The sequence below is a fragment of the Spiroplasma kunkelii CR2-3x genome (genome assembly GCF_001274875.1).
GTDB lineage: Bacteria > Bacillota_I > Bacilli_A > Mycoplasmatales > Mycoplasmataceae > Spiroplasma > Spiroplasma kunkelii.
This window is the reverse complement of sequence record NZ_CP010899.1, coordinates 1,136,762-1,152,561: the sequence shown is the minus strand read 5'-3', so window position 1 is coordinate 1,152,561 and position 15,800 is coordinate 1,136,762. Positions and strand designations below refer to the sequence as shown.

Genomic DNA, 15,800 nt, shown 5'->3' with positions numbered 1-15,800 from the left:
AATATGATAACATAAAAAATAATCTTGTTAAGATTTTTTTATTTTTTTCAGATGATTTTATTTTTAAATAAGGTAAGATTTAAGTATATCAGAATAGAAAATAGGGTGAAAATGATGGAACAATATCTTAATATGGCTCGTTTTATTTTAAAACACGGGCAAGAAAAAGATGATCGAACAAATACGGGAACAATTTCTTTTTTTGGTTATCAAATGCGTTTTAATTTAAGCAAAGGTTTTCCACTTTTAACAACAAAAAAAGTTCATTTTAAGTCAGTAGTTTATGAATTATTATGATTTATTAAAGGCGATACTAATATTAAATATTTAGTAGATCATGATGTTCGAATTTGAAATGAATGACCATATGAAAAATATCAAGCATCAGCAAAATATAATAATGAAACATTATCTGAATTTGTTGAAAAAATTAAAAATGATGCAAATTTTGCTGCTGAATTTGGTGATTTAGGACCAGTATATGGGAAACAATGACGAAACTTTAACGGAGTTGATCAGTTAGGAAAATTATTAGAAAATTTAAAAAAGAATCCATATTCACGTCGTCATATTATTAGTGCCTGAAATCCAGCAGAAGTTGATGAGATGGCTTTACCACCATGTCATACTTTAATTCAGTTTTATGTTTCAAAAGATAATAAATTAAGTTGTCAATTATATCAACGTAGTGCCGATGTTTTTTTAGGAGTCCCTTTTAATATAGCAAGTTATGCTTTATTAACCCATTTAATTGCCCAAGTTGTTGGTTTGGATGTTGGCGATTTTGTCCATACTTTAGGAGATTGTCATATTTATAAAAATCATTTTAATCAAATTAAAGAACAATTAACACGTTCTCCGCGAAAATTACCAACTTTGAAGTTAAATCAAACCATTACTTCGTTATTTAATTTTAAATTTGAAGATATTATGTTGGAAAATTATGATTCAGCCCCATTAATTAAAGGAACTGTAGCAGTATAATGATTAAGTTATTATGAGCAATGGATGAAAATAATTTAATTGGTCAAAATAATCAATTACCATGACATTTAAGAGAAGAATTACAGCATTTTAAAGAAACAACATTAGGGCAAACAATTTTATTTGGTCGATTAACTTATGAAGGAATTAGACGACGATTATCGAAACGAAAAACATTAGTTTTAACAAGACAACTTGATTATCAAATTAATCATCCGGATGTGGAAGTAGTAACTGATTTAACAGCAATTATTAATTTTTATCATCAAAATCCAAAAGAAAATATTTATATTTGTGGGGGAAAAAAAATTTATGAGGCAACATTACCATATGCTGATGAATTAATCATTAGTTATATTAAGGGAAAATATCAAGGTGATACTTATTTTCCTTCGTTTGATTTAAACAAATTTACTTTAATTAAATCAAACGAATATCAGCAATTTGTAATAAAATATTATAAAAGAAAGGAACAAAGTTAAAATGTTAAATATTTGAAAAATTCTTCTGACATGACTTCGATTTTTACGAACAATTACTAAGGCAAGAAGTATTAGTAAAAAAATTAAACGAGATCCAAATATTGTTTCAGAAGAATATCGTTATCATTGATTACAAAAACGAACACGCTATATGTTATGAGTACATGATGTTAAGATAATTGTTCATGATCGTTATAATTGAATTGATAAGAGTTGTTTAATGATTGCAAATCATCAATCAAATGTGGATCCGGCATTATTATTTGCTCTAAATGATTTTAATAAAACCGCACCTTGTGCATTTATTGCTAAAAAAGAATTACAAGATAATCGAACATATCGAAATTTCTTAACATTAATTGATGTTTTATTTTTAGATCGGGAAAACCCTCGTCAGGCCTTAGAAGTTATTAAAGAGGCAAATGATTTAATTCGTGTACCACGAACAATGGTTGTTTTTCCGGAAGGAACACGAAGTCGCAGGAAAGAAATGGGAGAATTTCATGCTGGAAGTTTTAAAATTGCTCAGAAAGCACATGTTCCAATTATTCCTGTTTCAATTGTTAACTCTTATCCAATTTTTAATAAAGAATTTAAAAAAAAGGGGAAAAAGTATGTTCATGTTGTGTTTCATAAGCCAATTAAGCCAGATACGTTTATGACCAAATCAACTGAATTAATTGCAAATAATGTTAAACAAATTATTCAAAAAGGAATTTATCAATATCAAGATGTTGATCATAAAAAAGCTTATGAAGAATATAAAACTTCATTAAAGAAAAAAATGACTTAAAAAAAGAAGGTATCGAATAGTGAATATTTTAGAATTAATTGATAAAAAGAAAAATGGACAAGAGTTATTACGAGAAGAAATTAGCTTTATTGTCAAAGGATATACATCAGGGATTATTCCAGATTATCAAATGTCAGCTTTTTTAATGTCAATTTATTTTCAATCAATGTCAGTTACAGAAATTTCGTTTTTAACTGAAGCAATGATTAATTCAGGAGAAGTATATGATTTAACTACAATTCCTGGTTTTAAAGTTGATAAGCATTCTTCTGGTGGAGTTGGTGATAAGGTTAGTTTAATTTATGCGCCTTTAGTTGCTGCATTTGGTTTAAAAGTGGCAAAAATGTCAGGACGGGGATTAGGCCAAACAGGAGGAACAATTGATAAGCTGGAAAGTATTCCCGGTTTTAAAGTTGAACTTTCTTTTAATGAATTTAAGGATGTTATTAATAAAACAAATTTATCAATTATGGCTCAATCTGATAATCTTGTTCCTGCTGATAAAAAGATTTATGCCTTACGGGATGTGACGGCAACAGTTGATTCATTACCATTGGTGGCAGCAAGTATTATGTGTAAAAAAATTGCGACTGGTAGTGATGGAATTGTGTTAGATGTTAAATGTGGTAGTGGCGCTTTTATGAAAACAATATCTGATGCAAGGAAATTAGCACAAATTATGGTTGAACTTGGAATTAAATTTAATAAGAAGATTGCTGCTGAAATTACTAATATGACAGAACCATTAGGACGTACTATCGGTAATGCAATTGAAATTTATGAAGCATTACAAACATTACGAGGAAAAGGACCTGATGATTTGGCTTACATTGTATGTGAAGCAGCATCTTTAAGTTTGTGCCAAGCAGGGCTTTTTAAAGATTTATCAAGGGCAGTTAAAGCTTGTAAAAAAAAATTACAAACAGAAGAGCCGTTAAATTACTTCCGTGCTTTTGTGAACGAGCAAGGTGGAGATTTAAGTTTTATTGATAATGATTTAACTTTAAAAGAAGTATTAAAAGTAAAAAATATAGTTGAAATTAAAGCAACCCAATCGGGATTTATGGAAATTATTGATACTAATGAGTTAGGATTATTAGCTGTTCGTTTAGGAGCTGGCCGTAATACAAAAGATGAAACAATTGATTATCATGCTGGTATTTATTTAAACAAAAAAACTGGTGAAAAAGTTGCAAAAAATGATGTTGTAATGACTTTATATACTAACCGTTATGTTACTGCCCCAGTTTATGATTGAGCACAACGAACTTTTCAAATTGTTTTAACAAAACCACCACAAGAAAAATTAGTTTATGAGATAATTCAATAAAAGTGATGCTTTAAGTTAATCACTTTTTTGTTTTAATATGGCATCCTGTACGATTAACCCGTAAAAAAACAACTCTTGTTAGAGTTGTTTTTTATTTGAAAAACAACTTTTGAAAAACAACTTAATAGCAGAGTGGAACAGTTATTTAAAATAACTAAGTGCTTTTATTCCACCAGAGGCAGTCTAGCCCAGCGGTAATCAGCCCGGAAATAATAGACGCGATAAATTGCGATAGTTGTGATAAAGCCCAGGGTTAATATAAAACTACAATAAAAATAAAGATAGTGACTTTACAATTAAATCTACGAAAGATTTACTTCTTAGAAGTGAGGAGGGTTAAAACAACAAAGCCAGCACTGGGCTTTTCAAGGTTCGAGTAGATTTAATTTATAAACTGAACGCTTTGACCTGAAAAAAAATGGTGGGTATAAATATAGACATATGTTCTGGCGTCAAACAAATAAAAATAGTTGTATATTTACAAAATACAAAATATAGAACAACAAATTAAGGAGGTAAATATGAAAAATTTAAATAAAACTTGTCTTAAAAAAATATATTTAGGATATTATTTTAAATGTAATCAAGAAAATGAAGAAGAAATTGAAAATAGATTGGCTAAATATACACTTTCAGCAGATGAAATTACAGATGAACATTTAGCATTAGGTAAACAAAATTAGTATTAAAAAATCTATGAAATGTAAAAGAATTAATTGTAATAATAAAAATGCTTATTTTGGAAATAATTATATTTAAAAAATTGGTGATAAATTAGAGTGAAATTTAGGTTATAAAAAAGAAATTATATTATGTGAAGAACATTGATTACAAACTTATCAATTAGAAAATTTAATTATAAATAAAAAAAATTAGGAGGAATTAAATTATGGAAGAAAATGGTAGATACTTATTGCTATTAAAACTATCAGATGAAGATTTAGTTGCACGAATACCATTTTATACATTAGCAGAAACAAGGGCTGTTGCTAATAATAAAAATAAAAATGGATGCTTAACAACTATTATTGATTTAGAAACTATTGAATTACAAGGATGTGAATAATATGTAAAAAGATGAAAATGGAAATATTTATACTGAAGAAGATTTATTTGAAGAAGTATTAGAAGAATGTTATTTAGAAGAAAGTGCTTATGACTATATTGAAAAATTAATTATGGAAAAGAATTTGGAGGAAATTTAAAATAAATAATAATAATAATAATAATAATATTGTAAAAGATATAGTTCAAAACGTTTCTTTTCCATTTCTTATTAAAGGTAATGATTTTAAAGAATTAAATTTAAAAACATTAAATATTAAAAAATGAATGGATGAAAATGGGCAAGAATTAGCAGAATTTATTTATTGTCATCTTAATTATTATAATACTAATTGGTTATCAAAATTTACATTTAAAAGATATTCCTAGTCTTGTAAGTAAAATTGATATTCTTTTTAAAGAACCATTAGAATTAATTAAAGTATTTAAAGATGATTTAAATCGGATTCATGCTAATATTATTAATTTTGAAAAATATATTGAAAATAATAAAATTAAAATTAAAAATAATATTAATCAAGTACGCATTAAAAAAAACAAAATGAATTATTTAAAGAACAAGAATTAAAAAAACAAGAATTACTTGAAAAAGCAAATAGTTTAACACCAGATATGCGTCTTTATATAGAGCAAATTCAAGATGAACAAGTTCGTGTAATGGAACAAATGAAACAAATTGATAAATCATTAGAACCAATACAATTAAAAAAATTTAGTATTAATTTAATTAAAGAAAAATTATTAATAAAAGATATTGAAGTATTGGGGATTTATGATGATTTTTTATAAAAAGCAGATAAGTTAGACCTTATTAATTTAATTAAAAATTATTTAATTGTTAATGAAAAAAGTGTTAAAAATTAAATTAAAGCACAATGAGATACAAATACAGATAATAAAATAGTTGGTATTAAAGGAATAAATATAAAAATTAAAGGAGTTAAATAAAATGGCAAATGAATTATAATAATATATTAAAAGTGCAATTATTAAATATGAATTAAAAGTTAATGATAAATATGTAAAAGAAAATATTTTAGCACTTGAAGAATTAAAAATGAAAAATGGAAAAAATTATATGCAATTAGTTAATAATTCTTATAATGCAAAATAACAGCATTAGGTATTATTAAATTAAGTAATAAAGGATTAATTTTTGGTAAAGATTTTAATATTATTTCGTTTAAAAATAAATTAACTATTTTTATTGATAGTAAAGTTTATTGTAAAAGAATTGAAGAAGCAGGATATAGCCCAAGAAAAGCAATTATTTTTAAAGGTGAGAAATTTGAATGAGATAGTTTAAATTCATGTCCTAAAATACATGAAATTAATTTTAATGCAAATACTAGTGATTTTAATGAAATAATTGGTGCTTATGCTTTTGCAAAAGATAAAAATGGTAATTATCAAGGTATTTTATTAAGAAAAGCAGATATTGAACGATTAAAAAATAGTAGTCCAAGTGGTAATAGTGAATATTCACCTTGAAATAAATGACCAAAAGAAATGGTTGAAGCAAAATTATATCGTAAATTAGCACAAGAATTAGGAATAGATATTAGTTAAAGATATTGATGTCGCCCAAAATAAGGGGGAAATTAGCGATGAACCCTTATCAAATAATAAAGTATATACTCCATTTTATACAGAAATAGCAGACACTAACTATAATGTAGTTAAAGAAGATGATATTTCAAATGTAGTACCAACAGTTAATAATAACAATAATGAGATGTATACGCATGATAAAAATAGTGATTGACCCATTAGGAACTGGTACTACTGGTATTGTTGTATTAGAAAATAATAAAGTTATTAGAAAAATTAAAATTATATATAATAATTGATTAGAACAATTAGAGTTTATAATAGATTCATTAATAGATTCATTTTCTGATTTGATAGTTAGATTTCAAAATTCATATGAAATTAATATTGAAAATTGTTTACCAACAAATGCTAATGGGCTAAAAGATAGAGATGATTTTTGGTAGTCGGAAAAAAGCTTAGGTTTTATAAAAAATATAAATAAAGTAATTAAATACAAATTACTTTAACTGATTATTAGTAACAAATGAATTAAAAACAAACAATATTCCTTCTTTAATTCCTGCTGAAATTAAATTATCAGATGGCGAATATGGTAAGTATTTAACTAATTTAATTGTTTCTAATGACAAAATAGAAGATTATTTAAATTATTTTTCGCAATGATATAGATTACTTTATTCTAAGGCAGCTTGAATGAGTATTAGTAAAAAATTAGTTGTAGATAATATTAAAATAACTTTTGATAGAAAATTATTTAATTTAAATAAGATTGAAATATCGGGGATATGAGCTTGTGGAAATTATGATATTACAATTTATACATAAAAAGAACAAATTAATATTAATAATTTAGAATTATTTAATAGAAACAATGAAAAATTATCATTAATTACATTAGAAATATAAAAAGTCAGTTATTAAACTGACTTTTTATATTTAACTAATTTGGATTATACCATCTTTATTAACTATTAAATTAGGTTTTTCTGTGTCATTGTTTCAGCGATAAACTGCTTTAAAATAATTATTTTTCGTATCATCTTTTCAACTTTCATATCTAATTCCTGATTTATTTTTAATATATAAATCATTACCCAATAAAGGTAAATCATATTTTTCTAACTCATAATTTTTAAAATTATCAATTATTATATTAATTTCATTATTTTTAAATTTAATTATTTTTCAATCACCATTTTTTTCACCACGCCATACTACAAAATATAATTTATTATCAACTTGATTAAAAGGTTTTTCTTGTGGTGTTATTCATTCTAAGTTATCTTTAATTTGTTTATTATCTGTATTTATTTTTTTTTCTTCTTTTAATTTTGCTAATTCTTCAGTTGTATATTCTTGTCTTGTATTACAAGCAACTAGACTTATTGTGCTTGTTCCAATTAATGTGATTGTTCCTAAAATACTTAATATTTTTTTCATTATTATAATTCCTTTCGATAAATTTTTTTATATAATTGTTTTAACATACTTGTATATATTATACAGATCATTATTTAATTTTTTGAAACGAAATTATTTAATTTATTATATGCAGAGGGTCAATCTGGCCTCGCGGTGATTTTCGATAATTTTGTGAAAAATAACTTAAAGTTGACCGCGTAAAATATTCGGTTGGTATAAAATTTCTAAAAACTAAGAAAAAGATAGATATAAAATTCTATCTTTTTTAATTAGGTTAAAATTGTCGTTAACCTTGCTTAGTTTAAGAAAATAACAGCAAAACCAACCTAATAAAACTCTCCTACTTGGAATGTCGTTAAACCAAGAAAGCGAGGATAAACAATACAGGGGGGGGCCGTACCGCTACGACATAATGCAGGCAATTCTTTTAGGCAATATAAAAGAGTTTTGTGGTTTGGGGATAAATCTTTAACCTGCAATGGTTAAAGAGTTAGTGTTCCACAATAAAAAATTTAGAAATCTTACTATTTATAAGGAGGTTTTGAAAGTGTCTTTAAAAGAACTCTGTTGAAAAGAGTTAAAAATTAAATTAACAAATAAGACAGTATTAATTAATAAATGTCAGTGTTATATCAATGAGTACTTTACAAAATTAACCAAAAACAGAAAAGGTGACTGATATTGTAAAAAGTATGCTCGGCATTGCTTAGCAAGATTAGAATTTATTAATAAACAAAAAATAAGTTATAATCTTTGATTTTTGACTTTACAATGCCAAAATAACCATCAAATTATTAAAAAATTAATTTTTAAGAAAAATAAATGATGAATTATTAATATTAAAAATTAGAAAGGAGAAATTATATGGTTGAAAATAATATCAAAAATACGATTAGCGATTTAATTAACGAAATTAAAACAACAACAGAAAATAATTTAAGTAATTTAGAACAAATTATGGAAGCTTTAATTGACAAAGTTAATAATATTGAAAATATTTTAAATCAAATACGATAAAAAAATTAAACCAACTATTTATTAAAATTAGTTGGTTTTTTATTTTTGATAAATAAAAAATAAAGGAGATAAAAATAATGAGGAAAAGTTGTCCTAAATGTAGATCAAAAATAGATGGTGATAATAAAAATTTATGATGCACAAATGTTTATTGTATTTTTGCAAAAAACCCATATATCTTTAAAAAGAAAAAATAGATAAATATGTTTGTTTGTGACTCTTATTTTATTTTTTTATTTAAGTTTTTAGATGATCGCTTAGTTATTTAAGAGGAGGATAAATAATGAATATAACAGAATCAATTAAATTTGATAAATTACAAGAAGAAAATGAAGCACTTAAAAAAGAACTTACTGAGTTAAAACAACAACAATTATATAAAGAAGATTTTAAGAAAATAGCAAATTAATATAAATAGCAAATATTTTAAATTACAATATAACAAAGATTATTGTTTTATTACAATTTTTAAAAATCAAAACTTTTATATTAAAAATAAAGATGGAAAAATTGAGGGTGAGGTTAATTGAGAAAAACTGCACCCTTTTTTATTAGAAATGAATAAACAAGTTTTAATTAAAAAAGCAGAACAAAAACAAATATACCAAGAAAGTTTAAAATATTTTAATAGTAATAAATTTTCAAAAAAAGATGATTAATTAGACAAAATAAAAATGAAATTTTTGAAATATTTTGGCAAAGCCAAAATGTATGATGAGCAAGCATTTTGGCTTTCTAAATTTAATAAATTTTAAAAGGTAAAAATTTCCAAAAAAGGAGGATAAAAAGATGGAAAAAGAAGATAAATTTAGGTCATCACCACCAATTGCAACTTTTAAAAAATATAGTAGTAAAAGTGTTAATAAATTAATAAGACATAATTTTAGAATTGGAATACCTGAAAATGTTAATTCTGAATTTACAAAATATAATTTTTATTATGTTAGTGATAAAAAAGAAAAAATTATAAATGATAAAGGTTTTAAGTTAGCAAATAATAAAAGATTTGAATTATTAAAAAATATAGAAGAAGATTGAAATAAACAACAACAGAAATATAGTGAAGCACAAAAATCAACTTTTAAAGATTTTTGTAATAAACACAATACTTACATAGAAGTTGTTTTGCCAGCAACAAGACAAGAATGATTTGAAAAAATGGGAATATGTCAATTTACAGATATTCAAGTATGGGACAAAAAAAACAGATACGCGTAAAATGGGACAATTAATTCCTGAAAGTATAAATTATTATAAATTAAATGAATGAGTTAATATTGAAATAAATTTTATGAAACAATGAATGAAAAATAATCTTAAAACAGATATTGGGTATTTATATTCAACAGTTCATATGGACGAAACAACACCCCATATTCATTTTGGTTTTATTCCAATTAGTAAAGTTTTTTCAAAAAAGCTCAATGAAGAAAGATACATAATTAGTAATAATAGGGTTTTTGGTGGCAAAAAACAACTACAAAAGTTTAATAATTACCATGCTAATTATTTAACAAAAGCAGGTTATGAAATAGAACCTGGTGAAATTGGTGGTAAAGGTAGTTATAACACTATGAATTTTCGACAAGTTAAAGAATTTGAACGAAATAAATTAGAAAACGAAATTAATAATCTATTTGATGAGTACATATCTACGAAAGGCAATGTTAAAGAATTTAACAAAATTAAAAGCATCAGTGATGATTATGATAGTTTAATTTATGAAATTAAACAATATTTAAAATATGAAAATAATTTTACAGATTATGAAATAAACCAATTAACTAAATATTTAGATTTAGCAGAAAAAATAAAATACTACAAAATTATTACCACAATTCCTAGTGCAAAAGAATCAGATTTTAAAAATATGAGTTTAATTGAACAAGAATTTAATGAAATGGTTTTTAAAATTAATCCTATTATGCAAAAAGGTTATGATTTAGTGAGTAGTATAGAAAGAGAGTTATAAAAATATGTGAAATAAAATTAAAAAGAAAAAAATAAGTTTATTAATTGGTGCATGTTTTGTTCCAATTATTTTTATTTTTTGTTTAACATTATTTGGAATAGGTTATTCAATTTTTATTAATTGAAAAGAAATGACAATATTTATAAATGAAATTAAGCAATTTAAAATATTATCCTGATGAAATTATATAATTAAAAATAAATACGGATTATTAATAACACTTGGGTTAAGCTTAGGTTTTTATTGCTGGTTTTTTTATTTTGTTTTATTTAGTAAAGTGAAAAGTAAAGAAACTGCAATTAAAACAACTGATAAAATAGATTTTGGGGATAGTAAATGATTAAGTATAAAAGAAATTGATGATATTAGTGATAAAGTTAATATCAAAGATAATTATAAAAATACTGGTTTTGTTTTTAACTGTAATAAAAACAAAAAAGATTTATTGTTTAACTTAAAAAATAATATTCATAGTGTTATTGTTGGCTCAACAGCAAGTGGAAAAACACAAGGAATAGTATTGCCAACAATTTATTTAAACGGAAAATCAACCACTAAACCAAATATGATTATAACCGACCCCAAGAGAGAATTATACAATTTAACCAGTGGATTTTTAGCAGAAAATGGTTATAAAATAAAAGTTATTGATTTTCGTAATTTGGAAAAAGGAAATACTTGAAATCCACTAAAAATAATTTACGACTACTTTATTAAAATGTTAATTACCAATAACGAAAAAGAAAAAATAAAGTGAAAAATAAAATATCAAGATAAAATTAGATCACTTAGTCGTATGTTAATTGACAAAAATATTGAAGATGAATTTTGAAATAATTCAGCAAGCATGATTATTCAAGGAATTATTTTGGCAATATTAGAAGATTATGAAGATAAAATAATCAAAAATAATTTAACAACAGAAATCGAAGAAAATTTAAACCAAGAATTATTTTTAAACAAATTTAATATGGCGTCTGTTGCTGTCATTGCTAGTCTTAAAAAAGATCTAGTTGAATGACTTAATAATCGAAAAAATACCAGCATTGCCAAAATAACCGCAAGCCAAGTTTTAATTGATAGTAAAGAAAATCGAACACTAGATGCTATTTTAATGACTGTTGCAAAAAGTTTAGAAATATTTAACAATGATTTTATTCGTAATTTAACATCCCAAAATGATATTAATTACAATGATTTTATCGAATATCCAACAGTTTTATACATCATATTTAGTGACGAAAATGATAATTACTATAAATTAATAGCAATATTAATTAGTCAAATTTATCAATTTTTAACAAATAAAGCAAGTGAAATACTAGAACAAAAACTAGAAAAACCAGTATATTTTATTTTAGATGAATTTGCTAATTTAACAAAAATAAACAACATTGAAAAATGAGTTAGTATTTCGCGCAGCAGAAACATATTTTTTCAATTTATTTTACAAGATATCAACCAATTAAAATTAAATTATGGTGATACAATAGCAAAAATTATTTTAAATAACTGTGGGATGCATATTTTCTTACATACCAACGATTTAGAAACAATAAAATATTATAGTGAATTATTTGGAACAAAAACAATTGAACAAATTAGTATTAATGAAAATAAAAACAATATTAGTGTTTCAAAAAATTTAAAAAGTCATCCCTTAATGTTAACTAGTGAGTTAGCAAATTTAAAACAAGGGCAAGGAATTGTTAAAATAGCACGCTATAACCCAATGAAAATAACTTTAAAACTATGAAAAGATTTAAAGTTAGTAGAAAAAACAAACATATTTCAATTAAAAGAAATTAATTATATAAATTTTAATAAAGAATATTTTTATGATATTAAAAATAACAAAAAAGAAATAAAAGAAAATGAAATTAATGAATTTGTAAATTTAACAACAACAGAAATTAAGACAAATATTAATAATTTAAAAATGCAATTAAGAGAGTATGAAAATACAAATTACAAATCTTTTCAAAATAAAACAATGATAAATTTACTTTTACAAAAAATTAAAAACCTTGAAATAGAATTAATTAAAAGACAAGAAACCAATAATTATACTGAAAAGGAATAATTATTTTTATAAATAATAAGATTTCACAAAGTGGTCAAACTGGAACACTTAAAAATAAACGAAGTGGGAGGATATCTGTTAAGGTTAATCAACTAATTAAATTAGTACTACATGGGGCAGAATAGTAGTCGCAAGTGATTAACTAAACCACAACTAAGGGAAACTCTACCTAAATGATAAAAAACAATAAAGTTATTTGATAAATAGAAAAAATAAGAGAAAAAAAGTAAAGAAGATTTCTTAATTTTTCTATCTTTATCTAACAAAAATAAAACAAAGTTTAATTGATTAATTAAATAATAATTATCTAAAATTTTATAAGAACTATATAATTATTTAACAATATCAGTTTCCATATTGTATATGATATAATCTAAAAAAGAAAATTCATATGAATTATGTATTAATTCATATTTAATGGAGGTTAATTTAATAATGAATGATATTTTTTTAAAAAATTATAAATATTTTAAAAATTTTATAAATATGTTATCAAATTATTATAAAAATGAAGAAGAAAAGTTATTTTTCAAAGTATTAAGTGATGATTTTTTAAATGACAAATATGGTTTAATTTCAAAGTTAAAAAATGAAATAAATGCTAGTTTTTTTAAACAAACTATACTTTATAAAATATTTTCAAATAGCTTAGATCAAGATAAAAATTTAAAAAAAGATTTAATTTTTCCTGTTGGTATTAATTTAAGTCAATATGAAGCTGTCAAAAACATTTATAAAAATAGCTTTTCTATAATTCAAGGCCCTCCTGGAACTGGTAAAACTCAAACAATTATTAATATTTTATTTAATATTTTATTAGAAAATAAAAACAAAACTGTTGCAGTTGTTTCAAATAATAATGAAGCTGTCAAAAACATTTATGATAAGTTAAAAGAAATGAAACTTGATTTTCTTTGTACATTTGCTGGGAATAGTGACAATATAAATAAATCTAAAAATAAATTTCTTGATTCTTGAGAAATCCTAAAAAATAACTATATTAATAATATTAAAATTAATTCATTATCTGAAATTAATATTGCAGAAAATATTAATTTATTAAAAGATTTTAATGAATTGAATATACTAAAAAACGAAGAACAAAAACAAAAGAAAGAATTTAATAATTTACTTTATTTTTTACAATCTTTGAATATGGATATTTCTAAAATTACTTATTCTAAAAAAATAAAAAAAATATTAAATGAAAATAAAATTCAAAAATTGAAATTAGTTAAAAATAAAATATTTAAAAAAGAAAAAATAAGTTTTTTTCAAAGATTTTTTTTAAAAATAAGTTTTAAAATTAAAGTTAAAAATTTAAATGAATTAGGACAAACTCATTTAAATGAATGGTTTAATTATAAACTTGCAGAACTTAATTTAAAAAAAACTATAAATTCTATTTATCAACTACAAAATAAACTTAATGATCAAAATTATGACGATATTATTAAAAATATTAAAAAAATATCAATGAATAAGTTAAATCAAAAAATTAAGGATAGATTTGAAAATATAAAAATAAAACAAAATTTAATTGTTGAATTAAATAATAAAGAAAAAATTCAATCATTATCATCTTATATTTTTAATTATGCACCATTCTTATTGAGTACAATAACTTCTATTGGTACTTATTCAAATTTAAGTTATAAAACAGTTGACTATTTGATTATTGATGAAGCTTCTCAAGCAACTTTTTTAAGTTGTTTACCAGCAATGGCAAGAGCAAGAAACATAATTATTGTTGGTGATCTAAAACAATTAAAACAAATCGATGATGAAAACTTTAAAAGAATTGATAAAAAATTATTAGAAAGTCAAATTCAACCACATAATAAAGAATTATTAATTAGTAATAATAATCCAATTAATGCAATTTCTTCATTATTTGGTAATCGGGTTCCCAATGTTATACTTCAAGAACATTATCGTTGTCATCCTGATATTATTAATTTTTGTAATGAAATTTATTATGAAAATAAATTAATCCCAATGACATATAATTTATATCCAGATAATTATGAAGCAATGAGCGTTATTGAAGTTGAATCAAATTCTGGAGCTATTAGACAAAATAGAAGTTGAGTTTCAGAATCTGAGGCTCATATTGTTTCTAATTTATTAGAACAAGAAAATAAATATAATTATAATGATATTGGTGTTATTTCTCCTTATGCAGAACAATCAAAGAAAATTAAAAATTTAATTTTATCAATTGCAAAAGATATTGAAATTAATACAGTTCATAAATTTCAAGGAAGAGATAAAAAAAAGATTATTTATTGTATAACGCAAGATAAAGTTTCAAATTTAGAATTTTCAGCAAATTCTAATTTGGTAAATGTTGCTGTATCACGTGCTAAAGATGAGCTTGTTGTTGTAGTTAATAAAAGAATTTGTGAAACTAATAAAAACAATGATATTACAAGGCTAATTAATTATATTAATGTTTTATATAAAGGAAAAACTTTCTTTAAACAGACAATCGGTGTTTTTGCTGCATTATCTTCTAGTAATTATGAAATAGAAACACAAGAAAAAAAATTTAATGGATTTATTGGAGAAACATCAGAATATATATTTTCAAAAATTTTAGATAAATTAATAAATCAAATTATAGATATTAAATATATAAAGCATTACAATTTAAAATTGGTTGTTAAAAATCAAGAAGGATTTAATGATAGAGAAAAACAATTTATTAATCATCCTTGGTCACATTTAGATTTTTTAATTTTTAATAAAATTTCAAAAAAACCAATAATAGCAATTGAAGTTGATGGTCAACAACATAATAAATCAATTCAATTATGAAGAGATAAAGTTAAAGATAAAGCACTTGAAAAAAATGGAATTAAAATTTATAGAATTAAAACAATTTCAATTAATGGTGAAGATAAAATAATTAATGAATTAAAGAATTTAATTGTGTAAATTGTAAATTAAAAAAATTTAAAAATTAAACTACTTTTATATATTAGACGCCTTTTGCATTACCTACAAAATAATAAAAATTTAAAATTTAACTAATCAAATAAAATTTTAAAATAAGCATTTTTTGAAAATATAAAATAATATTTACAACAATTAAA

18 protein-coding genes are annotated in these 15,800 nt (G+C 22.9%); 16 read left to right on the top strand and 2 right to left on the bottom strand.

Annotated features, from left to right (window positions below):
* Positions 1-114: 114 nt before the first annotated feature.
* From thyA to SKUN_RS06225, 8 genes are all read left to right on the top strand, one after another.
* Positions 115-984: a thymidylate synthase gene (gene thyA, locus SKUN_RS06245; RefSeq protein WP_053391302.1), complete on the top strand. Its 870-nt coding sequence runs from the start codon at positions 115-117 to the stop codon at positions 982-984.
* Positions 984-1,466, top strand: a complete 483-nt coding sequence (locus SKUN_RS06240) for a dihydrofolate reductase (protein ID WP_053391301.1) — start codon at positions 984-986, stop codon at positions 1,464-1,466. Before thyA ends, SKUN_RS06240 begins: the two co-directional genes overlap by 1 nt.
* Position 1,467: 1 nt before the next feature.
* Complete coding sequence (locus SKUN_RS06235; RefSeq protein WP_053391300.1) at positions 1,468-2,259, top strand: lysophospholipid acyltransferase family protein; 792 nt, start codon at positions 1,468-1,470, stop codon at positions 2,257-2,259.
* A 19-nt stretch (positions 2,260-2,278) separates the two neighbouring features.
* The gene (locus SKUN_RS06230; RefSeq protein WP_053391299.1) at positions 2,279-3,589 is read left to right on the top strand and encodes a thymidine phosphorylase; all 1,311 of its coding nucleotides are present in this window, start codon (positions 2,279-2,281) and stop codon (positions 3,587-3,589) included.
* A 521-nt stretch (positions 3,590-4,110) separates the two neighbouring features.
* Positions 4,111-4,272: a hypothetical protein gene (locus SKUN_RS09465; RefSeq protein ID WP_158500811.1), complete on the top strand. Its 162-nt coding sequence runs from the start codon at positions 4,111-4,113 to the stop codon at positions 4,270-4,272.
* Positions 4,273-4,478: 206 nt separating this feature from the next.
* Positions 4,479-4,655, top strand: coding sequence for a hypothetical protein (locus tag SKUN_RS09460; RefSeq protein WP_158500810.1), 177 nt, complete (start codon positions 4,479-4,481; stop codon positions 4,653-4,655).
* A gap of 611 nt (positions 4,656-5,266) precedes the next feature.
* Positions 5,267-5,443 (top strand): hypothetical protein, encoded by a 177-nt coding sequence (locus SKUN_RS09455; RefSeq protein WP_158500809.1) that lies wholly within the window; start codon positions 5,267-5,269, stop codon positions 5,441-5,443.
* A 956-nt stretch (positions 5,444-6,399) separates the two neighbouring features.
* A complete protein-coding gene (locus tag SKUN_RS06225) occupies positions 6,400-6,651 on the top strand; it encodes a hypothetical protein (RefSeq protein WP_053391298.1) in 252 nt (83 codons plus the stop codon).
* Between the two features lie 54 nt (positions 6,652-6,705).
* Here SKUN_RS06225 and SKUN_RS11460 read toward each other — a convergent pair whose 3' ends face one another.
* Positions 6,706-6,837 (bottom strand): hypothetical protein, encoded by a 132-nt coding sequence (locus SKUN_RS11460; protein WP_268794826.1) that lies wholly within the window; start codon positions 6,835-6,837, stop codon positions 6,706-6,708.
* Positions 6,838-6,901: 64 nt separating this feature from the next.
* Between SKUN_RS11460 and SKUN_RS11455 the strand changes: the two genes are divergently transcribed.
* Positions 6,902-7,033 carry a hypothetical protein gene (locus tag SKUN_RS11455; protein WP_268794825.1) on the top strand — a complete coding sequence of 44 codons (132 nt, stop codon included), beginning with the start codon at positions 6,902-6,904 and terminating at the stop codon, positions 7,031-7,033.
* A gap of 111 nt (positions 7,034-7,144) precedes the next feature.
* Here SKUN_RS11455 and SKUN_RS06220 read toward each other — a convergent pair whose 3' ends face one another.
* On the bottom strand, positions 7,145-7,648 hold the full coding sequence (locus SKUN_RS06220; protein WP_053391297.1) for a lipoprotein: 504 nt from the start codon (positions 7,646-7,648) through the stop codon (positions 7,145-7,147).
* Positions 7,649-8,177: 529 nt separating this feature from the next.
* Here SKUN_RS06220 and SKUN_RS06215 point away from each other — a divergent pair.
* The 7 genes from SKUN_RS06215 (at position 8,178) to SKUN_RS06195 (ending at position 15,642) form a co-directional block, all read left to right on the top strand.
* The gene (locus SKUN_RS06215) at positions 8,178-8,480 is read left to right on the top strand and encodes a hypothetical protein (protein WP_053391296.1); all 303 of its coding nucleotides are present in this window, start codon (positions 8,178-8,180) and stop codon (positions 8,478-8,480) included.
* Between the two features lie 14 nt (positions 8,481-8,494).
* Complete coding sequence (locus SKUN_RS09450) at positions 8,495-8,647, top strand: hypothetical protein (RefSeq protein WP_158500808.1); 153 nt, start codon at positions 8,495-8,497, stop codon at positions 8,645-8,647.
* A gap of 283 nt (positions 8,648-8,930) precedes the next feature.
* Positions 8,931-9,056, top strand: a complete 126-nt coding sequence (locus SKUN_RS11450) for a hypothetical protein (RefSeq protein ID WP_268794824.1) — start codon at positions 8,931-8,933, stop codon at positions 9,054-9,056.
* Between the two features lie 380 nt (positions 9,057-9,436).
* Positions 9,437-9,865: a hypothetical protein gene (locus SKUN_RS06210; RefSeq protein WP_053391295.1), complete on the top strand. Its 429-nt coding sequence runs from the start codon at positions 9,437-9,439 to the stop codon at positions 9,863-9,865.
* A gap of 1 nt (position 9,866) precedes the next feature.
* Positions 9,867-10,619, top strand: coding sequence for a plasmid recombination protein (locus SKUN_RS06205; RefSeq protein ID WP_053391294.1), 753 nt, complete (start codon positions 9,867-9,869; stop codon positions 10,617-10,619).
* A 4-nt stretch (positions 10,620-10,623) separates the two neighbouring features.
* Positions 10,624-12,702, top strand: a complete 2,079-nt coding sequence (locus tag SKUN_RS06200; protein ID WP_053391293.1) for a VirD4-like conjugal transfer protein, CD1115 family — start codon at positions 10,624-10,626, stop codon at positions 12,700-12,702.
* A gap of 435 nt (positions 12,703-13,137) precedes the next feature.
* On the top strand, positions 13,138-15,642 hold the full coding sequence (locus SKUN_RS06195) for an AAA domain-containing protein (RefSeq protein ID WP_053391292.1): 2,505 nt from the start codon (positions 13,138-13,140) through the stop codon (positions 15,640-15,642).
* Positions 15,643-15,800: the final 158 nt, after the last annotated feature.